Genomic DNA, 21,954 nt, shown 5'->3' with positions numbered 1-21,954 from the left:
AAAACCGATGAATGCCGATGTAGAAAAGCGCCATGGGCTCGCCCCCGCACCGACGGCGGCGCGGGAAACGCCGCCCCATCCGCTCCAGGCAATGCCCGATCTCGAGGTCAAGGCGGCACCGTTTCTGGCCGATGCCGATGCGGAGGCCTTCGTTGCCGTGGCGCTGGAGGATCTGGTCGATTGCCACATCCCGTTCCTTCTGGCCGGCACGTTCGCGCTCAGCGCCTATACCGGCATTACCCGTCAGACCAAGGATCTCGATATCTTCTGCAAGGCCGGCGACTACGCCCGGATCCTCTCGCATTTCAAGCAGAAGGGATACGAGATCGAAGTCGAGGACGACCGCTGGCTGGGCAAGGTCAAGAAGGGCAAGCACTTCTTCGATGTGATCTTTGCAGCCTCCAACGGCACGATGCCGATCAGCGACAGCTGGTTCGAGAATGCCAGACAGATCGAGATGAACGGCCACAAGGTCCGTATTATCGCCCCGACGGAGCTGATCTGGTCGAAATGCTTCGTCCAGCTTCGTCACCGCTACGACGGCGGCGACATCGTCCACACGATCCTGCGCGCCCATGACCAGATCGACTGGGAGCGGCTGCTCAACCATATGGAAGTGCATTGGGAAGTGCTGCTGATCCACCTTCTCAACTTCCGCTGGATCTACCCGACCGAGCGCGACAAGGTTCCTGATTGGCTGCTCGACGAGCTTCTCGACCGCCTAAAGGCGCAGCGCGAACTGCCCCTGCCGCAGATGAAGGTCTGCCGTGGCCGCATGTTCAGCCGCATCGATTTCGAGATCGACGTCAAGGAATGGGGTTTTGCCGACGTCGGTGGCGAAGGAGAACTGCGCGCGGGCGTCGATGAAAAAACTTTGGAAGGAGGCCCGGTATGAGCAAGTCTGACAAGGCTGCCGAAAAACAGAAAAGCGATCGCAAGAAGCCTGAGGGCCTGCAGCGCATTGCCGCCATGGGCGATCTCCACGTCAAGGAACACGGCTCGGAATCCTACAAGGACCTGTTTGCCGAGATCTCGCAGGAGGCGGACATTCTGGTCCTGACCGGGGACCTGACAGACCTCGGCAAGGTCAAGGAAGCCGAACTGCTTGCCGCCGATCTGCGCTCATGCTCGATCCCGATGGTCGCCGTACTCGGCAACCACGATTATGAATGTGGCTGCGTCGAGGAAGTCACCCACATCCTGAAGGACGCCGGCGTTCACCTTCTCGAAGGTCAGGCAGTCGAAATCAACGGCGTCGGTTTCGCCGGAGCCAAGGGTTTTGCCGGTGGCTTCGGGCGTCACATGCTGGGTTCCTTCGGCGAGCCGGCGATCAAGGCGATGGTGGCCGAAAGCGTCGAGGAAACGATGCGGCTCGAAAACGCGCTGCGTCAGGTTCGCTCCGAACGCGCCATGGTCGTGCTCCACTACGCTCCGATCCGCGAGACGGTGGAAGGCGAACCGGAGGAAATCTTCCCCTTCCTGGGCTCGTCGCGTCTGGCCGAAACGATCGACCGCTTCCCGGTCAAGGCCGTTGTCCACGGCCATGCCCACCGCGGCCGCTACGAAGGCAGGACGCCGGGCGGCGCGCCGGTCTATAACGTTGCTTCGCATATCGAAAAGCCGACAGGTCGGCCTTATGCGCTGCTCGATCTCTGAGCGCTTTCCAGGCTGAAAAACATCAGCCTGCGAAAATCACTGATCGTGAAAGGTTTGCCTGTTCCATGATGGAACTGTCACGCCTTTCACTCGTTTGCCGGTCGCTCTCAACCTGATGAAAGGGACCCCATGTCGGACGTCAATGCCGTCGCCGAACTCCGAAGCTTTCCGAAAACCTGGGGAGCGGAATATGTCGCTGCTGGCGAGGTAAGGTTCCGTCTCTGGGCTCCGGGCCAGGAAACGGTCGTGCTCCGTCTCAACGGCAAGGATGCCGAGATGAGCCGCAGCGACGACGGATGGTTCGAGGTCCTGGCAACCGGCGTCGAACCAGGCGCGGAATACAACTACGTGCTGGCCAATGGTACCGTTGTCGCCGATCCTGCATCCCGTGCCCAGAAGTCCGAGGTCAATGGCGCTTCGCTTGTCATCGATCCGACCAGCTACGACTGGCAGACACCGGAGTGGACTGGGCGCCCCTGGGAAGAAACCGTCGTTTACGAGATGCATGTCGGCACCTTCACCCCTGACGGCACGTTCCGCGCCGCGATTGAGAAGCTGCCCTATCTCGCCGAACTCGGCATCACCATGGTCGAGATCCTGCCGATTGCGCAGTTCGGCGGCAACCGTGGCTGGGGTTACGACGGCGTTCTTCTTTATGCGCCGCATGCCGCTTATGGCTCACCAGATGATGTCAAAGCCTTCGTCGATGCCGCTCACGCGCATGGCATCTCCATCGTGCTTGACCTCGTGCTCAATCATTTCGGCCCCGAGGGCAATTATCTGCCGCTTCTGGCGCCCGACTTCTTCCACAAGGAGCGTCAGACACCGTGGGGTGCGGCCATCGCCTATGACGTCGATGCGACCCGCCGCTACATCGTTGAGGCCGCGCTCTACTGGCTGCATGAATACAATTTCGACGGCCTTCGCTTCGATGCGATCGACCAGATCGAGGATATTTCCGACAGCCACGTGTTGAACGAGATCGCCGAGCGCATCCGCGCCGAGATTACCGACCGGCCGATCCACCTGACGACCGAGGACGCCCGCAACATCATCGACCTGCATCCGCGCGACGAAGACGGCAACGCACCTCTGTTTACCGCGGAGTGGAACGACGACTTTCACAATGCCGTCCATGTTTTCGCGACCGGCGAAACGCACGCCTATTACGAGGATTTCGCCAAGCAGCCGGAAAAGCTCGTCGCCCGGGTTCTGGCCGAAGGGTTTGCCTATCAGGGCGAAGTCTCGCCGCATGCCGGCGAAAAGCGCGGCGTGAAAAGCGCAGGCCAGCCGCCCGTCGCTTTTGTGGATTTCATCCAGAACCACGACCAGGTCGGCAACCGCGCCGAGGGCGAACGTCTGATCGAGCTTGCCGGTGCCGATCGCACCAAGGTCCTTTACGCCTCGCTTCTGTTCTCGCCGCATATTCCGCTTCTATTCATGGGCGAGGAATATGGTGAGACGAATCCGTTCCTCTTCTTCACCGATTTCCACGGCGACCTTGCCAAGGCCGTGCGCGAGGGCCGCGCGAAGGAATTCCAGGGCCATGCCGGCCACGAGGGCGATGTCGTCCCCGATCCGAATGCCAAGACGACCTTCGACGCCTCCAAGCTCGACTGGAAGAAGCACGATAGCCGCGATGGCAAGGAGTGGCTTGCGCTGACGAAGGAACTGCTTTCCCTTCGCCAGCAGCACATCGTGCCGATGCTTGCAACGGCCACCGGCAACTCGGGCAAGGTTCTGAAGACCGGCGAGGGCTTCCTGGCCGTTAGCTGGACTTTCCCGAAAGGAACGTTGTCGATCGCGCTCAACATCGGCGAAAAGGCGCAGCCGCTTCCCGATCTGCCGGGTGAGACGCTCTTTGCCTGGCCGTCCGAAACGCCGGATCTGCCCCAGAACTCTATCATAGTCCGCCTCGCGCCCGCCGGAGACATCAAGTGACCATCCCGACAGCTACCTACCGTATCCAGTTCCGCAACGGCATGACTTTCGATAGCGCGAGCGAGCTCGTGCCTTACATGAAGCGGCTCGGCATCAGCCACCTCTACGCGTCGCCGATCTTCACGGCCACGTCGGAGTCAACCCATGGCTATGACGTGACCGACGCCAACGAGATCGAACCCTCGATCGGTGGTCGCGAAGGCTTCGATCGCATGGTGAAAACGTTGAAGGACGCAGGTCTTGGCCTGATCCTCGATATCGTGCCCAACCACATGGCCGCATCGCTTGAAAACACGTGGTGGCGCGATGTTATTGAAAATGGCCAGAACAGTCGGTTCGCAAAGCATTTCGACATCAACTGGTCGCGCCCGCTGACGCTGCCTTTCCTCGGCGACTCGTTCGAGACCGCACTTTCCAATGGCGATATCTCGGTGAAGCCCGACCCGAAGACCGGCAAGCCGGCTTTTGCCTATTACGACAGCTACTATCCGCTCGCGCCGGAAACTTATCAGGGCCGCGAGACCGAGGTGACCAAGCTCACCGACAAGGCATCACTTGTCGAACTGCACGAGCGCCAGCCGTACCGGCTGATGTCGTGGCGGGAAGCGCCGCGCGATCTCTCCTACCGCCGCTTCTTCGAGATCACCGGCCTTGCCGGCGTCCGCGTCGAAGACAAACAGGTATTCGACGACACCCACCGCCTGATCCTCGAACTGGTTCACTCCGGCGCCGTCGACGGTCTGCGCGTGGACCACGTGGACGGTCTCGCCGATCCGAAGGCCTATATCGAGCTTCTGCGCCAGGAAGCTGGTCCCGATTGCTACATCACCGTTGAAAAGATCCTCGGCGAAGGTGAGCACATCCCGAGTGACTGGCCGATCTCAGGCACGACGGGTTACGAGTTCATCGCCTCGCTGTCCGACGCTCTTGTGGACGGCGCAAAGATCGCCGGTCTGCGCAAAGCCTATGACGACGTCGTCGGCAAGCCGGTCGACATGCCGGCCGAACTGCGCGCTGCCAAGCTTCTGATGGCCGACAAGAACTTCGAGGGCGAGTTCACGACGCTGCTGAAACTTGCTGTCGCGATCGCCAACACGGATGGCATCAGCGTGGACGAGAAAACCACGAGGTCGGCACTGCGAGAACTGCTGGTCGCATTCCCGGTCTACCGGACCTATGGGACGGAAGCAGGTCTGCCGCCGGAGGGCCACGAGATGCTGAAGAGCGTCGTCGACAAGGTCAAACAGGGACCGAATGCGCCGGATCAAGCAGGCCTCGATCTGATCACCCGCATCCTCGGCAACGACGTCTCCGAGAAGGCCTCTCATGATGCGGCGAATTTCCGCACCCGCTTCCAGCAGCTGACCGGCCCGCTGATGGCAAAGTCCGTCGAGGACACGCTGTTCTTCCGTCAGCATATGGCGCTTGCACTCAACGAAGTCGGTGCCGAACCGCTGCCGCGCGATTTCTCGATCGAGCGATTCCATCATGACATGGAGACCCGGCTAGAGCGCCAGCCGGATGCGCTGTCTGGGACATCCACGCACGACACCAAGCGCGGCGAAGATGCCCGTGCCCGTCTCTACGTGCTGACCGAGGCGCCCGAACTCTGGGCGGAGTGCGTTGCCCGCTGGCGCAAGATGAACGCGACGAAGGTCGTCTCGCTGGATGATGGCCCGGCACCGGAGCCTGCGGTCGAATGGATGCTCTATCAGGCGCTCGCAGGCGTCTGGCCGACGATGCTGCAGCCGAAGGACGAGAGCGGCCTCAAGGCACTCGAGGAGCGTTTCCTTGCCTATGTCGAGAAGTCGATCAAGGAAGCCAAGCTGCGCACCAACTGGGGTGACAGCAACGAGGCGTACGAAAAAGCTGTGCTCGACTACGCCCGTTACATGCTGTCGCCGAAAAACCAGGAATTCCTGGCGGACTTCTCCTCGGCGCTCCAGCCCTTCATCCGGGCCGGTCTGGTCAACAGCCTGACCCAGACGATCGTCAAGCTGACGGCACCGGGCGTGCCTGACATCTATCAGGGCAGTGAAGCCCTCGATTTCAGCCTTGTCGACCCCGACAACCGTCGCGAACCGGATTTCGCCATGCTGCAGGACCTCCCTGCGGAGAACGACAATCCGGACTCCTCGACAGAGGACGGATGGTTGAGCGGACGGCTGAAACAGCACCTGATCCAGCGTCTGCTGCACCAGCGTCGCGACGCGCCGGACCTGTTCCGCAAGGGCGACTACATGCCGCTCAAGGCGACCGGAAACCGGGCCGAAAACATCCTGGCCTTCGCCCGCACCGATGGCGATCAAGCCGTGATCGTGATCGTACCGCGGCTGGTCTTCGGCGCGCTCAACGGCGACGTCTATCCGTCACGGGGCGAGCGCTGGGCGGAGACGGAAGTGGAGCTGCCTACACAGCTCGCCAACCGTCGCTACCGCGATCTCTCCACCGGCAAGGACGTCGAGGCCAAGGACAGCATCGCCGTCAACCTCGCCTTTGCCGATCATCCGTTTGCACTGCTGACTGCCGAATAGGCGAGCCCTCATCTAATCACACTGCTCGCCGAAGTGACGGCGGGCAGTAACCCACCCAGGCGGGACGTCACCAATACGAAAAAGGCGCGGGTTCGATCAGAACCGGCGCCTTTTTGTTTCTCCACCTGAACGTGAAGTTCAGTGGAAAAGGGCAATCAAATCAAGCAAATCCAACGAGGTTCAGAACCGCGATTACGATGACGACTGCGCCTACCAACCATACGATGCTATTCATGATAGTGTCTCCTTTTGCTGTTGGGAGGTGAACGGTGAGGCGTAAAAAAGGTTCCTGAAAACGTGATCTCTGCGTCGACAGATGTGAGTCCGCCTCAGGCGCCGGGTGCTGCACTGCCATCGCCCCGGCGCAACCGCTTCAGCTGGTTGACGACGCGCAGGGAATTGTTGGCTCGGAGGGCCGATCCGTCGGAGCTTGTGGACAGGATGCGAAGCATGTCTTCTGCCTCATCCACCGAAATGGTGCCTCTTGCGGCAAGGCCGTCGATCATCAGCAGCATTGCGCCCTCAAGCGCCAGCGACCGCCGCTGTGCTTCCGTCTCAGTCTCTTGCATTTCCGGCATGACAGGCTCCTTGCTTGTCATGTCGAATGGTTGGCGCGGGAAATTGTTCCGGTACTCGCGCGACGAGCGGCAGTCGGAGACCACCCGGTCGCACCAGAATCAGACGTCGTTCGGGCTTCCTTGCAATCTGCCCTCCCGCGCCCGGTAGATATATTGGCTGGCGACAAGCCAGCCTTTCAGCGGTCGCAACGGCAGGATGCAGGTCAGAAGCAGGAAGGGGAGAGAGATGAGAAGATGCACCCAGAACGGCGGCGAAAACACCGTCTCGATCCACACTGCGAGTGCCACCGAGGGCACGCAGGCAAAGCAGATCACGAAGAAGGCCGGACCGTCTGCGGGATCCGCAAAGGCGTAATCAAGCCCGCACGCTTCGCATCGCGGCCTGATCGTCAGAAAGCCCTTGAAGAGATGGCCCTGGCCGCAGCGCGGGCAGCGCCCTCGCACGCCCGTTGCGTAAGGCGAAAGCGGCGCCCAGTTCCCGTCGTCTGCCATGTTGCCTCCCAATCATGCCATGTCGATCTACCCGACACGGAATAAGTGCAACGGCTGCAACCCACAAGAGGCGCGCGTGAGGCGCGTCAATCTGCCTCGCCCGACGAAAGTCGATCGCGGGGCGCCCTCTAGTCGGAGAAAGACTCTGAAATCACGTGCCGATCGATGATGCGCAGGCTGCGGTCCGGCTCGATCACATAGGTCTCGCTCACCCGGTCGCCGAACTGGTCGATGAACTCATGCGGAAACGTGCTGCCGATGGGGGATTTGGTCAGCTTCGAACGCGGCTGGCCGCCATAGGTGATGCTCCCCTTGATCGGGGCAATGTCAGATCCGCCACCACTGGCGCCGGCGGTCGTGCAACTGCTGAGCGCCAGGGCAAGTCCCAGAAGGCCGGCAGAGAAGGCGACGATTTTCATGACATTATCCTCATTGGTTAGCACACGCTGCACCCACCTCTATCCAACTTAGGGTCCAGAGCGCTTTTGGCTAGATTGAACCATTCTGCCTGTGCGCTCATGCCGTCGGCAGCGGGCGAGCGGGAACCGCGGGCGCCATTTCTTCTCGACGCAACGGTGTCAGTGGGGCATTCTTGTAAACGGACAACCTCCTGAAAGCTCACAGATCGAGCTCGATTCCAATCAACGATCGAAGGGATGAAACAATGGCGCCACGGACGATACCCGCAGAACTCGATGCTGCCTTAACGGCGTTGCCTCTGAGGACCGGCATCTATGTGCCGGAAGATCTTCTGGAAGACTGGTTTGCGCCAGGCACGGGCATGAGCCCTGTCAGTGCCGAGGCGTTGTCGCAGGCCGAAACCTACGGCCGAAAACTTGAGTGCGAGTTCAAATATTACCCGGAAAGATTGGAAGGCGTGTTCTGGAAATGGGTGCCGGCTCTTTAAGGAGCCTGTTGTCCGCTGATCCGCGCTGCTGCGCAAATCGTGTAGGTTCGGAAATTATCCAATCCGAACCTACATCACTTACAGGCTCGCGTAACGATCGCGCAAAGCCTCGAATTTCACCAGCTGATCCGCCATCAGTTCGCGGCCAGCGTCGCGCTTGACGAAAACCTTGAACATGGCGGCGCCCTTCTGGTTCATGAACCAGACCGAGCAGGAACGGCGACCATGGAACGCACGGTCGACGAAGGTGATAGAGGCGCAGTTGTCCTTGCGGATGTGGCCACCGATCGGGCTGTCGCCGTGGATGTTGAACCAGCCGTGGCTTTCCGATCCGGCCGGAAGGATGCCGTCGATCTCGGCCACCACGTCCTCCGTGTGAACGAGAAACAGCACGACGCCCCAGGTGGTCAGCTCCGACCAGATTTCGTCGAAGCGTTCCTTGCCGGCAATGACGGCCGACCCCTCCGGCAGGACTGCCAGGATTTCTGCCGCCGTCACATCGGCGCCTGCTGCAATCGATTCAACGACGCCGTCGGGCTTTTCTGAGAGGGCTTTGAGCGCGCGTTCGCGGCGGTCGGGTGCGATCTCCGAGTGGGTGTCCATTGCGGACCTCAGGCTGCGTCGGCGGCGCGGACGCCGTTCTTGTCTTCACTGATGATGACTTCGAAACCTTCGAACTGAGGGCCGGAGAGGTATTCCACCTTGCCGCGGTTCTGGCCGGCATTGGCATGGGCCGCGCGGAACTGTTCGGACTTGGTCCAGGCCTGGAAATGCTCGACGGTTTCCCAGATGGTATGGGAGGCGTAGAGCGTATGATCGTCGGCCTTCGGTCCCTTCAGCATGTGAAACTCGACATAGCCTGGCACTTCTGCGAGCCGGCCCTGGCGGCTTTTCCACATGTCTTCAAACGCTTGCTCGAAGCCCGGCACGACGCGGAAACGGTTCATGGCGATGTACATGGAATCAATCCTCACATAAGTTTCACTTCGCACTCAAGTTATCTCTTGTTGCCTGTCTTGAAAACCGGAAAAAACTTGTCTAGTCAACTCAAGTTATAGGGCGGCTGGAGCGGATCGCATCGCAACCGAGATTGCCCTCTGTTATCAAAAGGGCGGGTCTCATGGTTTTCTCTCTCCGGTCTTCCTCACCAAGGTTTGCACATCTGATTGCGCTTGCCGTCGTCTCTTCTGCGGTCGCTTTCGGCAGTGCTACGGCATCGGACATGGGCAATCCGGATGCTCGACGCATCGTTTCGATCGGCGGCACGATCACCGAAATCCTCTACGATCTGGGCGCCGAGGACCGTATTGTAGCGCGAGATTCCACCAGTTCCTATCCTGCCGCCGCAAATTCCAAGCCTGACGTCGGCTATATCAGGGCACTCTCTGCCGAAGGCATTCTCGGCCAGAAACCTGATCTGATCCTGATGGAAGAGGGGTCCGGTCCGCCACCGGTGCTGGAAATCCTCAAGGCCAGCGAGATCCCTGTCGTGGTGATCCCGACACCGCCGGATGCGGCAAAGATCGGCCAGAAGATCCGCGACGTCGGTGCGGCCGTCGGCCTTGCCGACAAGGCGGGGGTACTTGCCGCAAACACCGAGGACGGACTGAAGGCGCTTGCTGCCGATGTGGTGAAGATTGCCGGCGAAAAGAAGAAGGTGCTGTTCGTTCTCTCCGTCGCCAACGGGCGGCTGATGGCGGGGGGTGCCGATACGGAAGCCGGCGCGATCATCGAGATGGCAGGTGGCGTCAATGCCGCGCCCTCGATCAAGGGCTATAAGCCACTGTCCGACGAGGCGGTGATTGCCGCGGCTCCTGATGTGATCCTCTCCATGTCGCGGGGCGACCATTCGACCACGCCGGATGAGATGTTCGCGCTGCCGTCGATGCAGACGACGCCGGCCGCTGCGTCGAAGGCGCTGATCTCGATGGACGGGTTGCTGCTCTTGGGCTTTGGTCCGCGCACGCCTGACGCCGGCCGGGCGCTTGCCGAAAAACTCTATCCGGATGCGATGCACTGATGATGAAGACGCTGGCCATGCCGTTTCGCAACACGGGCGAGGGCGATCGCACGTCGCAGGGCGTGCTGGTCATCGTCCTTCTCGTAGTGCTCCTGATCGCCGCCTGCCTTCTGTCGCTCGGCGTTGGCCCGACCGGCGTCGGCCTTCGCGATCTCTTCACCTACCTGACCGGCAACGGCGACAGCCTCACCACCCAGGAACGGGTCATCCTCGAAGCCGTCCGCCTGCCGCGCACGGCGCTCGGCCTTCTGGTCGGCGCGGGGCTCGCCGTATCGGGCGCGATGATGCAGGGCCTGTTTCGCAATCCGCTTGCCGATCCCGGCATCGTTGGCGTCACATCCGGTGCAGGCCTTGCGGCGGTCTTGGCGATCGTACTCGGCGGCACGGTGCTTGCCCCGGTCTCGATGCTGCTCGGAAACCAGTTCCTGCCGCTGATGGCCTTCTTCGGCGGCCTGATCAACACCTGGATGCTCTATGTCATCGCCACCCGCGACGGACGAACCTCGACCACGGCGCTGATCCTTTGCGGCATCGCGATCGGTGCCCTGTCGGGCGCCTTCATGGGCCTTCTGATCGTCATGGCCGATGACCGGCAGTTGCGCGACATCACGTTCTGGAGCCTCGGTTCGCTCGGCGGTGCCACCTACGGGCGGGTGCTGTCGATCCTTCCGTTTATCGTCTTCGTCATGGCCATCATTCCCTTCGTGGCACGCGGTCTCGATGCGCTGGTCCTTGGCGATGCGGCGGCCTTCCACATGGGCGTGCCGGTGCAGCGGCTGAAGCGGATCGTCATCGTCGCGGTTGCTGCCGCCTGCGGCTCCACGGTTGCCGTTGCCGGCTCGATCGGCTTCGTCGGCATCGTGGTGCCGCATCTGCTGCGCCTTGCGATGGGGCCGTCGCATCGGTTTCTGCTGCCGGGCTCGGCGCTCGGCGGCGGCGCGCTTCTGCTGATCGCCGATGCGGTGGCGCGCACCGTTGCAGCACCTGCGGAACTGCCGATCGGGGTGATCACCGCGCTGTTCGGTGCACCGGTCTTTCTGTTCCTGCTGATCGGACGCAACGGCATCGGCATGCGAGATTTGCCATGAGGATGAACATGATCAGGGCAGAAAACGTCACCGTCAGCCGCGCCGGTCGCAAGCTGATCGATCAAGTCAGCCTAACGCTGGAGCCCGGCCGTTTCAGCGTGGTGATTGGCCCGAACGGTGCCGGAAAATCGACGCTGATGAAGGTCCTGTCCGGTGAGATGGTCCCGGATAGCGGTCATGTTTCCTACTACGGTGCCGATGTGGCGGCCTGCAAGCCGGCCGATCTGGCGAGGCGCCGAGCGGTGCTACCGCAGGCGACGCAGCTGGCCTTTCCCTTCTCGGCGCTGGAGATCGCTCGCATGGGAGCGGTCGCTCATGGGTCGCTCAATCCGGACGAAGAAGCGCGCAAGGCTCTGGCACGGGTGGGCCTGCGCGGTTTCGAAAGCCGGCCCTATCCGTCGATGTCGGGCGGCGAGCAGCAGCGCGTCCAGTTTGCCCGCGCGCTGGCGCAGGTGCCAAGGCCGGTGGTCGACGGCGTGCCTTGCGCGCTGTTTCTCGACGAGCCCACCGCCAGCCTCGATCTCGGCCACCAGATCTCGGTGCTGGAAACGGCCCGCGATTTCGCGGCTGCCGGCGGCATGGTTCTCGCCATCCTGCACGACCTCAACCTCGCTGCGGAATTTGCCGACCATCTGGTGGTTTTGAACCACGGCTGCGTGGTGGCGGAAGGTCCGTGCCATGACACCGTGAGCGACGAGATGATTGCTTCCGTCTATGGCATCGCCGGTGCCGTCGGTCGCGTGCCGGCAGCGCATGTGCCTTACGTTCTGCCGCAGTCGCGGCATCGCTAGCTCAGGCGTCCGGTCGCGTCAGCATGAAGATGGCCGGGCCGATCATCAGCGCGGCAACCAGAATGGCGAGCCAGGCTGCCGGGTGCGAGCCGAACCAGAAGCCGGTATAGCTGACGGCCATCAGCGAGATCGCCGTGACCTTTGCCCTTCGCGAAATAGCGCCGCGCTCGCGCCAGTTCCTGAGCGGCGGGCCCAGCGTCTCATGGTCCATCAGCCAGGCTTCCAGCTTTGGCGACGAGCGCGCAAAGCAGGCGACGGCCAGCAGCAGGAATGGCGTCGTCGGCAGGATCGGCAGGAAGGCGCCGATCACGCCAAGCCCCACGAACAGCCAGCCGAGACTGAGAAAGATGTAACGCATCAAAGGACCTACGGGAATCTGCTGACAAGGATAGACAAGTTCGCGGCGCCCGTCTTCATGTAAAGAATCAACTGCACGGGGATGCTGTCTGGTGTTCTGCCATGGGGAGCGGGACCCCTGATATGGCCTCTACCCTTCCCATTTGAAACCCTGTCGGTATAGTGCCGCCGATTTCGAAGAAGCAGGAGCGATGATGTCTAAAAAAAAGGTGCTTGTCGTTGGTGGGGCAGGGTATATCGGGTCCCATACGTGCCTCGTGCTGGCGGACCGGGGTTACGAGCCCGTCGTTTTCGACAATCTTTCCAACGGTCATGCGGAATTCGTGCGTTGGGGCGAGCTCGAACAGGGCGATATCCGCGACCGTGCACGGCTCGACGAAGTGCTGGCCAAGCACAAGCCGGACGCCATCCTGCATTTCGCCGCGCTGATCGAAGTCGGCGAATCCGTCAAGAACCCGGTCGGCTTCTACGACAACAATGTCATCGGTGCGCTGACGCTTCTGTCGGCCGCGATCGACGCCGGCGTGAAGGCCTTCGTGTTCTCCTCGACCTGCGCAACTTACGGTCTTCCAGACCGGGTGCCGATGGACGAGACGCACAAGCAGGCGCCGATCAACCCTTACGGCCGCACCAAATTCATCATCGAGCAGGCGCTGAAGGACTACGGCACCTACAAGGACCTGAGATCGGTCATGCTGCGCTATTTCAACGCCGCCGGTGCCGATTTCGAAGGCCGGATCGGCGAATGGCATACGCCCGAGACCCATGCGATCCCGCTTGCCATCGAGGCAGCGCTTGGCCGCCGCCAAGGCTTCAAGGTGTTCGGCGACGATTACGACACGCGTGATGGTACCTGCGTCCGCGACTATATCCATGTTCTCGATCTGGCCGACGCGCATGTCCGCGCCGTCGATTACCTGCTCGCGGGCGGCGATACGGTCGAGCTCAATCTTGGCACCGGCACCGGCACCACTGTGAAGGAACTGCTGGACGCCATTTCCGACGTGTCGGGCAAGCCGTTCCCGGTCGAATATGTCGGGCGCCGCGAAGGCGATTCCACCTCGCTCGTCGCCAACAACGACAAGGCCAAGGCCGTGCTCGGCTGGGAGCCCCAATATTCCCTGCAAGACATCATCCGCTCAGCCTGGGACTGGCATTCCAAGTCCAACCACATCCTTCGTTAAGGAGCGCTCCGATGGCAAAGATGGTGCATTCGATGATCCGCGTGCTCGACGAAGCGCGGTCCGTCGAGTTCTACGACAAGGCGTTCGGCCTGAAGGTCGCCGATCGCAGGCCGTTCGACGGGTTCACGCTGATCTACCTCTCCAATCTCGAAACCGGTTTCGAACTGGAACTGACGGTCAACGGCAATCGTTCTGAACCCTACAACCTTGGAGACGGTTACGGCCATCTGGCGGTGACGGTCGAGGAAGTCGAGGCGGAACACAAGCGCTTCTCCGAACTGGGCCTGACGGTGGGCAAGCTTGCGGACATGCCGCATGAAGGCCGGCCGTTTGCAAAATTCTTCTTCGTCACCGATCCGGATGGCTACAGGACCGAAGTCATCCAGCGCGGCGGACGTTTCACCTAAAGGACACCTGTATGGCGGACGGCGATATCAAGCTCGAGGAAACCTGGAAATTCGCGCTCGAAACAGAGTTCGAGGATCCTTATATGGCCGATCTCAAGAGCTTCCTTGTGTCCGAGAAGAAGGCGGGAAAGCTCATCTTTCCAAAGGGTTCGGAGTATTTTCGCGCACTTGACCTGACGCCGCTCGATGAGGTGAAGGTGGTGATCCTCGGACAGGACCCGTATCACGGCGAAGGACAGGCACATGGCCTGTGCTTCTCCGTCCGGCCCGGTGTTCGTATCCCGCCGTCACTCGTCAACATCTACAAGGAAATGGAAGCGGATCTCGGCATCGCGCCGGCAAAGCACGGTTTTCTCGAACACTGGGCCGAACAGGGCGTGCTGCTTTTGAACAGCGTGCTGACCGTGGAAGAGGGCAAGGCCGCCGCGCATCAGGGCAAGGGCTGGGAGCGCTTTACCGATGCGGTCATCCGCACCGTCAACGAGGAATGCGACGGCGTCGTCTTCATTCTCTGGGGAGCCTATGCCCAGAAGAAGGCGGCCTTTGTCGATGAGGAACGGCATCTCGTCATCAAGTCCGCCCACCCGTCGCCGCTCTCGGCCCATAACGGGTTTCTGGGCTCCAAGCCGTTTTCCAAGGCGAATGAGTATCTGCATTCCATCGGCAAGGATCCTGTCGACTGGCAGCTGCCGGAAACCGTCTGAGTGGTGAACGCTTAGGCAACCTCGTCAACGAAAAATGAACAATCCGTTCGGATGTGATCCTCTATCCAATTCGCATCCGATCACCAATTATCACCCCAGACAACGGCTCGCTCCCGAGCCGACAAATTGAAAAGGGGTTTGACATGATTACCCAGATCAAGGGCCTCCACCACGTCACGTCGATGGCGGCCAGCGCGTCCACCAACAACCGGTTCTTCACCGATACGCTCGGCCTGCGCCGGGTCAAGAAGACCGTCAACTTCGATGCGCCTGACGTCTATCATCTCTATTACGGCGACGAAATCGGCACGCCCGGCTCGGTCATGACCTATTTCCCGTTCCCGCATATCGCCAGGGGCCGCCCCGGCTCAGGCGAAGTGGGCACGACCGTATTCTCTGTACCGCAGGGCTCGCTCGGCTACTGGACGGATCGTCTGACCAAAGCCGGTGCCGATGGTTTGAAGGCCGACGAAGCCTTTGGCGAAAAGCGCCTGCAGTTTGCAGGTCCAGACGGCGACGGTTTCGCACTGGTCGAAGTCAAGGATGACGACCGCGCCCAGTGGACGGGCAACGGCGTCGGTGCCGACGAGGCGATCCGCGGCTTTCACTCTGCTTCGCTCCGACTGCGCGACGACGGTGCCAATGCCGAGCTTTTGAAGTTCATGGGCTATGAACAGGTTGATGCGAGAGACGGTGTCACCCGCTTCGGCATGCCCGGCGGCAACGGCGCCGACTTCATCGACGTCGAGACAATGCCGAACATTGCAGGCGCCCGTCTCGGGGCTGGCTCCGTGCACCATCTGGCCTTTGCGGTCGAAAACCGTGAAAAGCAGCTCGAAGTCCGCAAGGCGCTGATGGATACGGGTTACCAGGTCACGCCGGTGATCGACCGCGATTACTTCTGGGCCATCTACTTCCGCACCCCCGGTGGCGTGCTGTTTGAGATCGCGACCAATGAACCCGGTTTCGATCGCGACGAAGATACCGCGCATCTGGGCGAGGCCCTGAAGCTGCCGACCCAGCACGAGCATATGCGCTCAGTGCTCGAAGGGCATCTGGAGCCGCTGGCTTAAGGAGAGATACGATGAGTTTCGACAGTTATGAGCACCGGGCGCGGCCCGGTGCTCCCGGTGCGCCGATCCTGTTCACCTTTCATGGCACCGGCGGCGACGAGAACCAGTTCTTCGATTTCGCGAGCCGGCTCGTGCCGGGTGCTACGATCGTCTCTCCGCGCGGCGACGTCGCCGAGCATGGGGCTGCGCGCTTTTTCCGACGCAAGGCAGAAGGGGTCTACGATCTCGATGACCTCGCCCGTGCAACCAAGCGGATGTCGGAGTTCGTGGAGGCCAATCGCGACCGCTACGAATCCTCGACCGTGCTTGGCCTCGGGTTTTCGAACGGCGCCAACATTCTCGCCAATGTGATGATCGAAAGGCCCGGCCTGTTCGAGGCGGGCGTGCTGATGCATCCGCTCATCCCGTTCACCCCGCCTAAGCGGACGACGGGCGAAAAGGCGCATGCGCTGATCACCGCCGGCGAGCGGGATCCGATCTGCCCGGTTCCGCAGACGCAGGCACTTGCCGACTATCTCCGCGCGGCCGGTGACGAGGTGACGCTAAAATGGCATGCCAGCGGCCACGAGATTCGCCCGAACGAGATCGAAGCGATCAAGACGTTCCTGGCGCCCTACGGCGCCCGTAGCGAGTAAACAGATCAGCCGAGCCCGCATATCCGCCGGCTCGGCGATCTGTCAGATATGCGGCTCGGAATAGGCCGTGCACTCTCCGACATCCTGCCATGTCGGCCTTCTGCCGGCGCGCTTTGCCTTGCGGTCGGAATGGCCCAGATAGAGATCGAGGCGCCGGTCGTGCAGGCCGGGAACCAGGCTCAGCGGTGAGAAGGGCAGCGGTGAGAACGGATTGGTGCGGTGATAGGCATGCAGTTCCACCCGCATCGTGTGCTTGAAGCTGACCGCGCGCGAATGGAACGCATAGGTATCGGCAACGACAAGCGTATTGGCCGGCACCGTCACCTTCTTCGGCTCGAAATCACCAAGCGTGGTCAGCTCTTCCGGCGTGATGCGGAATGATCCGTCCGCGTGATGGGCGCGGTTGTCCGTACTGGCGATCAGGCTTTGCCGATATTCCCATTCGATCCGCTTTTCCGTCAGCTTGTGGCTGCCCGGCACGAATACGAACGGACCGTTGTCCGCCTCCACATCATCGAGAAACAGCCAGGCCTTGGAGGTCGAGTGAAACGTGTCCGCGTGCAGTGCGGTCTGCGGATCGGCCTTGGCCAGCGCCGGTTCGGCAATCACCGTCTGGATGAAGTGGATCGGATCGCCGCCGGCACCGCCGACATAGCGCAGGAGGCCGGCGATCGACTCGTTGTGGCTGAAGCGAGCCAGATCCGGCAGGCGCTTCAGCGCTGTCGGGCCGATCGGAATCATCCGCGTCACCGCCTGTCCCTGCCGCATCTCGCGTGCCGGCAGAGGCTCGCTCTTGAGGAAATCGCGGATGCGCAGGAAGACGTCCTGCGGCAATGCGTTTTGCCGGATCACGAACCCGTCGCGATCAAACGCGCTGCGTTCCTCCGGTCTGACCTGTGACCCCAGGATGCGGCGACGGTAGTCTGCCATCCGAGCGGCTATCCGCACCCGCTCCCGATGCAGGCCGAGCTCGTTCAGGTGCGGATGGCCGATCAGCGGGTTTTTGCGAAACGACTTGTCGCTGCCAAGAATGCCAAGCGCCAGCCGCGGATAGCGCCACCATTGAATTGTTTGCTGCGCCATCCCCAACCCCGTATCTTCGTCGCTGCGATCATACCATCAGGCATTGAGGCCGCAAGGGATCAGGTCGCCTGCTCTTTGCCCCGTCCCAGGCTCGTTTTCAGGGGAGGGTTGGCTTGCAGCGTCGGCCGTTGAGAGGTCTAGTGCGCCATTGCCATGCTTTGAAGAGAGTAGCACTCCTCGATGAAGACGACATTCAATCCGCCATCCGTCCGTCAGCCGTTCGGCGCCTACAATCACGGTCTGCTCGTGCCGCCAGGCGCCAGTCTGCTGGTCACCTCGGGCCAGCTCGGCATTGGCCTTGACGATGCGATCCCGGCCGATGTTACCGCCCAGGCAGAACTCTGCTTTAAGGCGATTGGGGCGATCCTTGACGAGGCCAAGATGACCTATGCCGACGTCATCCGCATTTCCGGCTTCGTGACGAGGCGCGAGGACTTCCAGGCCTACATGGCGGTGCGCGATCGTTTCACGCTCGACCCAAAGCCAGTCTCGACGCTGATCATCGTCGGCGGATTCACCCGCGCGGAATTTCTGGTCGAGGTCGAGGTGACGGCTGCAAAGGTATTTTAGGGCGGATCTCGCTTTGCCACGATACTATCAGGATCAAATGGTAATAATCTTGTCAGTGATGCCTTGTTTTCGAAATTTACTGTGCCGATTAAACAAAATTCGAAATAATCAACGACGGGCACGCTAGACTATATTGAAACGTTTCTCGCAAAGTGATGATGTCCTTTCAGGGTAAGGGGCTTTCCGGGGGACATTTCATGCGCCACTACATGGTTGGAGCTGCACTGTTTTCGTGTGCGCTTGTCTTTGCGTCGTCCGCACTGTCCGCCGGCCTGGTCGCCAGCGTCAGCCTGTCGTCCCAGACGATGACGGTGAGCGAAGACGGTGTTGATGTCTACCGGTGGCCGGTATCGACCGCTCGGAAAGGCTACAGCACGCCGCTCGGCAGCTGGAGCGCAAAATGGCTCTCAAGGAGCCACAGGTCGCGCAAGTACGACAACGCGCCAATGCCGTTCGCCGTGTTCTACAATGGCGGCTATGCCGTGCATGCGACGTTCGATACCAAGCGCCTCGGTCGACCAGCCTCCCATGGCTGTATCAGGCTGCATCCGGAAAATGCCGCAACCTTTTTCGCGCTGACGAGCCGGTATGGAACCGCTAACACCCGCATCGTTGTCGGCTATTAGGCCGTGTGCAGCTTAGCCTGCACGGGAACCAAGGTTCAGTATCCGCAACGGCGCAGTTGCGCCTCGTATCTGGCTGCCATGGCGGCAGATTTCTTTGCGGTCTGGCGAACCCCGCCGCCGAACTGGCCGCGCTCATAGCCGCCGTGGCCGGTATAGTAGGCGAGGTAGAGGTTGTAGGTATCGCTGAGGGGGATGTTGTTCCGGATATGGCTCTGGTGGTGATACCAGCCGACAAAGCGGATGGCATCGCCGAAGTCACTGCGGCTGGCGGCCCAGCGACCCGTCGATTTGCGGTAACCGTCCCAGGTTCCGTCCAGCGCCTGTGCGTAGCCATAGGCCGAAGAGATACGGCCCCACGGGATGATGCCGAGCACATATTTGCGCGGCGGGCGGGCGCGGGCGCGGAAACTCGACTCGACGTAGATCGTCGCCATGAGGATCGGGACCGGCACGCCGTATTCGCGGCTTGCTGCGCGCGCCTGGCGGGCCCAGTTGTTGAAAAGCCCGTCTCTCTGCTCGAAAATCGCGCAGGCATCTCCGATCCGGCTCGGCGCGGAGGCGCAAGCCGTGAGGGACATCATCAGAAGGGCGATGTAAAACGCATTACGCATCGCGCGTTCTTTCAGGCTTGGACTTAAGGCTCTATCTCTGAGGTTTCAGATTGGAACAATGCCACTAAAACTTAACGAAAAGTTTAACGGCCCGGAAAGCAGCCCAAAGGCTTCGTCTACTCGCTTCCGTGCGATGGTTTGCGATCGTCGACATTGAAGGGTTGCGGAGACGAGGACTAATCGTCGAGGTATCTTTCGCGGTCCTCGACCGTCGCTTTTTTCGAGAAGGCTGACTGGATCAGCGCTGCGGGCAAAAGCACGATAAACGCGACCACGGTGGCGACACCGTAGGCGAGGGCTGCCAGCGCCCATAAAATGCGGTTGATCATCGGCTTCATCCAGGTTGCCCGATCGGTTGCCTCGGCCTGCACACATAGCACGAAGATCTCTCCAATTCATGAGTATGTTTTCACATACACGAACTGCGCAGAGAAGTTTTATAGCGCAGTAACAGGGGCGTTCGCGGAAGCCCCGATAACGACAGAAAAAGGCCGCTCAATGGAGCGGCCTTGATCATGTCTGCGATACGCCAGAGGGCGATCAGCAAGTTGGATTGGTTTCCATGGTCATCATGGCTCCACCGGCGGTACCAGTGTTGGTGCTGGCGCCCGGATTCGAGTTGTTGCCGGAAGCCACGCCCGGATCCTTCATCGTGCCTGCCTGGCAGTTGGTCGATGGCGTTGTGCCGGATGTGCTGTTGGTCGAGGACGAATCCACGCCCGGCAGCGACGTTGTCGGCGCGGTCTGTTCGACACCGGACATCGGCATCGACTTGCCGGTGCTTCCGGATCCGTCATTGCCGCCCGAACCGGAGCCGCTGGTCTGTGCAAAAGCCGAGGTTGCGAGACCGAGCGAAAGGGCTGCGACGGTGAATAGTTTAATGCTCATGGGAATGTTTCCTTCTTGTTGTCCTCACAGTTACCAAACCGCCCCAGGTGCCGTTGGTTCCAGCTATTGCGCGGCAATTCCTTTTGTGTGCCAGCGCGGGAAAAAAATGGATTTCAATAAAATTGCATCTATTCGTTTAAGCGCGCCGCAAACCTGGCTGCGTATGGTCGTCCCATAACGAAACGAGATGGCAACAGAGCCATCCGCCAAACAGGGTACGGGCCATGATCAAGAAGCTCATCATTTCCGCGATCGTACTGACCGCGCTGGTTGCAGGCAAGGAAGCCAATGCTGCAGGTCCGGGCTCGTTTGCCCGCTCGCTCTCAGGCGTTTCCGCTCTCCACATGCAGGTCGCCCAGAACCGTACCCATGGCGCTGAAGGCTCCAACACGATTTCCGAATTTACCATCGACCAGGCCGTTGAGCTGAAGCGCGTCAACGACGCGGTCGACGGCACGCTTGCAGTCGTCGACGGCTATCTCGACACGTTCGCCGACGACCTCGCGGTCGATCAGGATCTCTGCCTCGATTGCGCCGATCTCAAGCGCGACCATCTCGTTTCCATCGGCTGGGATAGCCGCAACCTGACGATCGGCTACGCTCTCAACGACGAGGGCCGGATCGAACGGGTCCTGGTTGTTGCAACGCCGCGCGGCAACATCGTGCTCTCGCATGGCGGCCTGACGGTCGACAGGACTGCCCAGACGATGACCGAGACCACGAAGGCTAGCGATGCTCTGCCTGAGCCAGCTGCAACTGCCGACCATTACGATATCTAAAGCTCACTGACCCTGCTGGCCGGTGGCGTCGACGTGCCCTGACGCTGCCGGCCCTTTTTTTCCAAGTTGTCGCCCGCCCGCGTCTATCGCTGTGCGGGCTTTCCCCATTCTGCGATGGCTATGCCGCCAAGCGCCAGAACCAGCGCCACGATGTGGAATGCCTGCAGGTTTTCGTTAAGCACGATCACCGAAAGCAGGGTGCCAAAAACCGGCACCAGATTGATGAACAGGCCGGCCCGGTTGGCACCGATCTCCTCGACGCCGCGGATATAGAGCACCTGCGCGATCAGCGATGCGAAGACGGCGGTGTAGACTGCGATGATCCAGCCGTTGGCGTCCGGCCAGATCATTCGGTCAGCCGAATATTCCCACGCGGCGGCGGGAATGCTGCCGAGCAGGGCGAACAGCGCCGGGATTGCCATCAGGCTGCGCCAGCTGATGGCCGGGCGAAAACGCAGCGCCACCGTATAGACCGCATAGGCGACGATCGCGATCATCATGACCGCATCGCCGAAATTGACGCTGAGCGTGACGATGGTCGACAGGTCGCCATGGGCTGCCGTCAAAAGCCCGCCCATCAGGGTCAGCGCGAAGCCGACGATCTGCAGCCAGGATACTTTCATCCGGAACAGCACGAAATTGAACAGGAAGATCAGCACCGGAATAAGCGTCTGCTCGACGGTGACGTTGATCGCCGTGGTGTAATTGACCGCGGTGTAGAGCGCCGCATTGAAGACGACGTAGCCGACGAGGCCGAGAAAGGCGAGAAGCGGCAGGTTCGACCGGATCACCGGCCAATCGCGGCGAAGATCGGGTATGGAGATCGCGAAAATGATGACGGTCGCAAACGCCCATCGCCAGAAGGTCAGGAGCATCGGGCTGATATGACCGATGGCAAGCTTGCCCGCGACCGCATTGCCGCCCCAGCACAGCGTCGCGACGATCAGGAAGATATAGGCTCTGCGGTACACGATAATCTCCTCCGCGTGCCGTATCGACGGCCCGTCCTTGCCCTATCGTCTTTCGTCGG

27 protein-coding genes are annotated in these 21,954 nt (G+C 61.0%); 16 read left to right on the top strand and 11 right to left on the bottom strand.

Features of this window, described 5'->3' with window-relative positions; genetic code table 11:
• Window positions 1–91 precede the first annotated feature (91 nt).
• The 4 genes from IFT66_RS09615 to treY all read left to right on the top strand — a co-directional run bounded on the left by IFT66_RS09615 (window position 92) and on the right by treY (window position 6,131).
• The gene (locus tag IFT66_RS09615; RefSeq protein WP_062457812.1) at window positions 92–895 is read left to right on the top strand and encodes a nucleotidyltransferase family protein; all 804 of its coding nucleotides are present in this window, start codon (window positions 92–94) and stop codon (window positions 893–895) included.
• Window positions 896–969: 74 nt separating this feature from the next.
• Window positions 970–1,656: a metallophosphoesterase family protein gene (locus tag IFT66_RS09610; RefSeq protein ID WP_062457815.1), complete on the top strand. Its 687-nt coding sequence runs from the start codon at window positions 970–972 to the stop codon at window positions 1,654–1,656.
• A 129-nt stretch (window positions 1,657–1,785) separates the two neighbouring features.
• Window positions 1,786–3,597, top strand: coding sequence for a malto-oligosyltrehalose trehalohydrolase (gene treZ, locus IFT66_RS09605; protein ID WP_192077471.1), 1,812 nt, complete (start codon window positions 1,786–1,788; stop codon window positions 3,595–3,597).
• Entirely contained in the window at window positions 3,594–6,131 is a 2,538-nt protein-coding gene (treY, locus tag IFT66_RS09600) for a malto-oligosyltrehalose synthase (protein ID WP_192077470.1), read from the top strand. The genes treZ and treY overlap by 4 nt, the downstream gene beginning before the upstream one ends.
• A gap of 329 nt (window positions 6,132–6,460) precedes the next feature.
• On the opposite strand, the gene IFT66_RS09595 is transcribed toward treY, so the two are convergent.
• From IFT66_RS09595 to IFT66_RS09585, 3 genes are all read right to left on the bottom strand, one after another.
• Window positions 6,461–6,709 carry a hypothetical protein gene (locus IFT66_RS09595; RefSeq protein WP_139283784.1) on the bottom strand — a complete coding sequence of 83 codons (249 nt, stop codon included), beginning with the start codon at window positions 6,707–6,709 and terminating at the stop codon, window positions 6,461–6,463.
• Between the two features lie 99 nt (window positions 6,710–6,808).
• The gene (locus IFT66_RS09590) at window positions 6,809–7,201 is read right to left on the bottom strand and encodes a DUF983 domain-containing protein (RefSeq protein ID WP_062455132.1); all 393 of its coding nucleotides are present in this window, start codon (window positions 7,199–7,201) and stop codon (window positions 6,809–6,811) included.
• Between the two features lie 128 nt (window positions 7,202–7,329).
• Window positions 7,330–7,620: a hypothetical protein gene (locus IFT66_RS09585; protein WP_062455134.1), complete on the bottom strand. Its 291-nt coding sequence runs from the start codon at window positions 7,618–7,620 to the stop codon at window positions 7,330–7,332.
• A gap of 245 nt (window positions 7,621–7,865) precedes the next feature.
• On the opposite strand from IFT66_RS09585, the gene IFT66_RS09580 reads away from it, so the two are divergent.
• Window positions 7,866–8,108 carry a hypothetical protein gene (locus IFT66_RS09580; RefSeq protein WP_062455136.1) on the top strand — a complete coding sequence of 81 codons (243 nt, stop codon included), beginning with the start codon at window positions 7,866–7,868 and terminating at the stop codon, window positions 8,106–8,108.
• A 78-nt stretch (window positions 8,109–8,186) separates the two neighbouring features.
• On the opposite strand, the gene hutX is transcribed toward IFT66_RS09580, so the two are convergent.
• A complete protein-coding gene (gene hutX, locus IFT66_RS09575) occupies window positions 8,187–8,711 on the bottom strand; it encodes a heme utilization cystosolic carrier protein HutX (RefSeq protein WP_062582596.1) in 525 nt (174 codons plus the stop codon).
• An 8-nt stretch (window positions 8,712–8,719) separates the two neighbouring features.
• Window positions 8,720–9,067 (bottom strand): antibiotic biosynthesis monooxygenase family protein, encoded by a 348-nt coding sequence (locus tag IFT66_RS09570; RefSeq protein ID WP_062582599.1) that lies wholly within the window; start codon window positions 9,065–9,067, stop codon window positions 8,720–8,722.
• A 161-nt stretch (window positions 9,068–9,228) separates the two neighbouring features.
• Between IFT66_RS09570 and IFT66_RS09565 the strand changes: the two genes are divergently transcribed.
• From IFT66_RS09565 to IFT66_RS09555, 3 genes are read left to right on the top strand one after another with little or no spacing between them, the layout of a single operon-like run.
• Complete coding sequence (locus tag IFT66_RS09565; RefSeq protein WP_192077469.1) at window positions 9,229–10,128, top strand: heme/hemin ABC transporter substrate-binding protein; 900 nt, start codon at window positions 9,229–9,231, stop codon at window positions 10,126–10,128.
• Window positions 10,128–11,216: a FecCD family ABC transporter permease gene (locus tag IFT66_RS09560; RefSeq protein ID WP_192077468.1), complete on the top strand. Its 1,089-nt coding sequence runs from the start codon at window positions 10,128–10,130 to the stop codon at window positions 11,214–11,216. Before IFT66_RS09565 ends, IFT66_RS09560 begins: the two co-directional genes overlap by 1 nt.
• A gap of 8 nt (window positions 11,217–11,224) precedes the next feature.
• The gene (locus tag IFT66_RS09555; RefSeq protein WP_192077467.1) at window positions 11,225–12,007 is read left to right on the top strand and encodes a heme ABC transporter ATP-binding protein; all 783 of its coding nucleotides are present in this window, start codon (window positions 11,225–11,227) and stop codon (window positions 12,005–12,007) included.
• A gap of 1 nt (window position 12,008) precedes the next feature.
• Here IFT66_RS09555 and IFT66_RS09550 read toward each other — a convergent pair whose 3' ends face one another.
• Window positions 12,009–12,365 (bottom strand): YbaN family protein, encoded by a 357-nt coding sequence (locus IFT66_RS09550; RefSeq protein WP_062582604.1) that lies wholly within the window; start codon window positions 12,363–12,365, stop codon window positions 12,009–12,011.
• Between the two features lie 193 nt (window positions 12,366–12,558).
• Between IFT66_RS09550 and galE the strand changes: the two genes are divergently transcribed.
• The 5 genes from galE to IFT66_RS09525 all read left to right on the top strand — a co-directional run bounded on the left by galE (window position 12,559) and on the right by IFT66_RS09525 (window position 16,367).
• Window positions 12,559–13,548: a UDP-glucose 4-epimerase GalE gene (galE, locus tag IFT66_RS09545; RefSeq protein ID WP_192077466.1), complete on the top strand. Its 990-nt coding sequence runs from the start codon at window positions 12,559–12,561 to the stop codon at window positions 13,546–13,548.
• A gap of 11 nt (window positions 13,549–13,559) precedes the next feature.
• Window positions 13,560–13,955, top strand: coding sequence for a VOC family protein (locus IFT66_RS09540; RefSeq protein ID WP_192077465.1), 396 nt, complete (start codon window positions 13,560–13,562; stop codon window positions 13,953–13,955).
• An 11-nt stretch (window positions 13,956–13,966) separates the two neighbouring features.
• Window positions 13,967–14,659 carry a uracil-DNA glycosylase gene (gene ung, locus IFT66_RS09535; RefSeq protein WP_192077464.1) on the top strand — a complete coding sequence of 231 codons (693 nt, stop codon included), beginning with the start codon at window positions 13,967–13,969 and terminating at the stop codon, window positions 14,657–14,659.
• A 143-nt stretch (window positions 14,660–14,802) separates the two neighbouring features.
• On the top strand, window positions 14,803–15,732 hold the full coding sequence (locus IFT66_RS09530) for a VOC family protein (RefSeq protein ID WP_192077463.1): 930 nt from the start codon (window positions 14,803–14,805) through the stop codon (window positions 15,730–15,732).
• Between the two features lie 11 nt (window positions 15,733–15,743).
• Window positions 15,744–16,367 carry an alpha/beta hydrolase gene (locus IFT66_RS09525; RefSeq protein ID WP_192077462.1) on the top strand — a complete coding sequence of 208 codons (624 nt, stop codon included), beginning with the start codon at window positions 15,744–15,746 and terminating at the stop codon, window positions 16,365–16,367.
• Between the two features lie 42 nt (window positions 16,368–16,409).
• Here the strand turns inward: IFT66_RS09525 and IFT66_RS09520 are convergent, their stop codons facing one another.
• Window positions 16,410–17,450 carry a phytanoyl-CoA dioxygenase family protein gene (locus tag IFT66_RS09520; protein ID WP_192077461.1) on the bottom strand — a complete coding sequence of 347 codons (1,041 nt, stop codon included), beginning with the start codon at window positions 17,448–17,450 and terminating at the stop codon, window positions 16,410–16,412.
• A 180-nt stretch (window positions 17,451–17,630) separates the two neighbouring features.
• Here IFT66_RS09520 and IFT66_RS09515 point away from each other — a divergent pair, with 180 nt between their 5' ends.
• A complete protein-coding gene (locus IFT66_RS09515; protein ID WP_062582616.1) occupies window positions 17,631–18,020 on the top strand; it encodes a RidA family protein in 390 nt (129 codons plus the stop codon).
• 209 nt (window positions 18,021–18,229) lie between these two features.
• Window positions 18,230–18,646 (top strand): L,D-transpeptidase, encoded by a 417-nt coding sequence (locus tag IFT66_RS09510; RefSeq protein WP_371816180.1) that lies wholly within the window; start codon window positions 18,230–18,232, stop codon window positions 18,644–18,646.
• A gap of 35 nt (window positions 18,647–18,681) precedes the next feature.
• On the opposite strand, the gene IFT66_RS09505 is transcribed toward IFT66_RS09510, so the two are convergent.
• The 3 genes from IFT66_RS09505 to IFT66_RS09495 all read right to left on the bottom strand — a co-directional run bounded on the left by IFT66_RS09505 (window position 18,682) and on the right by IFT66_RS09495 (window position 20,145).
• The gene (locus IFT66_RS09505) at window positions 18,682–19,257 is read right to left on the bottom strand and encodes a transglycosylase SLT domain-containing protein (protein WP_062455153.1); all 576 of its coding nucleotides are present in this window, start codon (window positions 19,255–19,257) and stop codon (window positions 18,682–18,684) included.
• A 176-nt stretch (window positions 19,258–19,433) separates the two neighbouring features.
• Window positions 19,434–19,637 carry a hypothetical protein gene (locus IFT66_RS09500; protein WP_139283786.1) on the bottom strand — a complete coding sequence of 68 codons (204 nt, stop codon included), beginning with the start codon at window positions 19,635–19,637 and terminating at the stop codon, window positions 19,434–19,436.
• 160 nt (window positions 19,638–19,797) lie between these two features.
• Window positions 19,798–20,145 (bottom strand): hypothetical protein, encoded by a 348-nt coding sequence (locus IFT66_RS09495; protein ID WP_062582620.1) that lies wholly within the window; start codon window positions 20,143–20,145, stop codon window positions 19,798–19,800.
• Window positions 20,146–20,369: 224 nt separating this feature from the next.
• Here IFT66_RS09495 and IFT66_RS09490 point away from each other — a divergent pair, with 224 nt between their 5' ends.
• Entirely contained in the window at window positions 20,370–20,924 is a 555-nt protein-coding gene (locus tag IFT66_RS09490) for a transglutaminase-like cysteine peptidase (protein WP_192077460.1), read from the top strand.
• Window positions 20,925–21,007: 83 nt separating this feature from the next.
• Here IFT66_RS09490 and IFT66_RS09485 read toward each other — a convergent pair whose 3' ends face one another.
• Complete coding sequence (locus IFT66_RS09485; RefSeq protein WP_192077459.1) at window positions 21,008–21,895, bottom strand: EamA family transporter; 888 nt, start codon at window positions 21,893–21,895, stop codon at window positions 21,008–21,010.
• Between the last annotated feature and the right edge of the window lie 59 nt (window positions 21,896–21,954).

The sequence above is a fragment of the Rhizobium sp. CFBP 13726 genome, from assembly GCF_014841925.1.
GTDB lineage: Bacteria > Pseudomonadota > Alphaproteobacteria > Rhizobiales > Rhizobiaceae > Neorhizobium > Neorhizobium soli.
This window is presented reverse-complemented; position numbering and strand designations above follow the sequence as displayed.

Coding starts and splice junctions, on each gene's coding strand:
- IFT66_RS09615 (WP_062457812.1), top strand. CDS start 92: ATGCCCGATCTCGAGGTCAAGGCGGCACCGTTTCTGGCCGATGCCGAT.
- IFT66_RS09610 (WP_062457815.1), top strand. CDS start 970: ATGGGCGATCTCCACGTCAAGGAACACGGCTCGGAATCCTACAAGGAC.
- treZ (WP_192077471.1), top strand. CDS start 1,786: ATGTCGGACGTCAATGCCGTCGCCGAACTCCGAAGCTTTCCGAAAACC.
- IFT66_RS09595 (WP_139283784.1), bottom strand. CDS start 6,709: ATGCCGGAAATGCAAGAGACTGAGACGGAAGCACAGCGGCGGTCGCTG.
- IFT66_RS09590 (WP_062455132.1), bottom strand. CDS start 7,201: ATGGCAGACGACGGGAACTGGGCGCCGCTTTCGCCTTACGCAACGGGC.
- IFT66_RS09585 (WP_062455134.1), bottom strand. CDS start 7,620: ATGAAAATCGTCGCCTTCTCTGCCGGCCTTCTGGGACTTGCCCTGGCG.
- IFT66_RS09580 (WP_062455136.1), top strand. CDS start 7,866: ATGGCGCCACGGACGATACCCGCAGAACTCGATGCTGCCTTAACGGCG.
- hutX (WP_062582596.1), bottom strand. CDS start 8,711: ATGGACACCCACTCGGAGATCGCACCCGACCGCCGCGAACGCGCGCTC.
- IFT66_RS09570 (WP_062582599.1), bottom strand. CDS start 9,067: ATGTACATCGCCATGAACCGTTTCCGCGTCGTGCCGGGCTTCGAGCAA.
- IFT66_RS09565 (WP_192077469.1), top strand. CDS start 9,229: ATGGTTTTCTCTCTCCGGTCTTCCTCACCAAGGTTTGCACATCTGATT.
- IFT66_RS09560 (WP_192077468.1), top strand. CDS start 10,128: ATGATGAAGACGCTGGCCATGCCGTTTCGCAACACGGGCGAGGGCGAT.
- IFT66_RS09555 (WP_192077467.1), top strand. CDS start 11,225: ATGATCAGGGCAGAAAACGTCACCGTCAGCCGCGCCGGTCGCAAGCTG.
- IFT66_RS09550 (WP_062582604.1), bottom strand. CDS start 12,365: ATGCGTTACATCTTTCTCAGTCTCGGCTGGCTGTTCGTGGGGCTTGGC.
- galE (WP_192077466.1), top strand. CDS start 12,559: ATGTCTAAAAAAAAGGTGCTTGTCGTTGGTGGGGCAGGGTATATCGGG.
- IFT66_RS09540 (WP_192077465.1), top strand. CDS start 13,560: ATGGCAAAGATGGTGCATTCGATGATCCGCGTGCTCGACGAAGCGCGG.
- ung (WP_192077464.1), top strand. CDS start 13,967: ATGGCGGACGGCGATATCAAGCTCGAGGAAACCTGGAAATTCGCGCTC.
- IFT66_RS09530 (WP_192077463.1), top strand. CDS start 14,803: ATGATTACCCAGATCAAGGGCCTCCACCACGTCACGTCGATGGCGGCC.
- IFT66_RS09525 (WP_192077462.1), top strand. CDS start 15,744: ATGAGTTTCGACAGTTATGAGCACCGGGCGCGGCCCGGTGCTCCCGGT.
- IFT66_RS09520 (WP_192077461.1), bottom strand. CDS start 17,450: ATGGCGCAGCAAACAATTCAATGGTGGCGCTATCCGCGGCTGGCGCTT.
- IFT66_RS09515 (WP_062582616.1), top strand. CDS start 17,631: ATGAAGACGACATTCAATCCGCCATCCGTCCGTCAGCCGTTCGGCGCC.
- IFT66_RS09510 (WP_371816180.1), top strand. CDS start 18,230: ATGGTTGGAGCTGCACTGTTTTCGTGTGCGCTTGTCTTTGCGTCGTCC.
- IFT66_RS09505 (WP_062455153.1), bottom strand. CDS start 19,257: ATGCGTAATGCGTTTTACATCGCCCTTCTGATGATGTCCCTCACGGCT.
- IFT66_RS09495 (WP_062582620.1), bottom strand. CDS start 20,145: ATGAGCATTAAACTATTCACCGTCGCAGCCCTTTCGCTCGGTCTCGCA.
- IFT66_RS09490 (WP_192077460.1), top strand. CDS start 20,370: ATGATCAAGAAGCTCATCATTTCCGCGATCGTACTGACCGCGCTGGTT.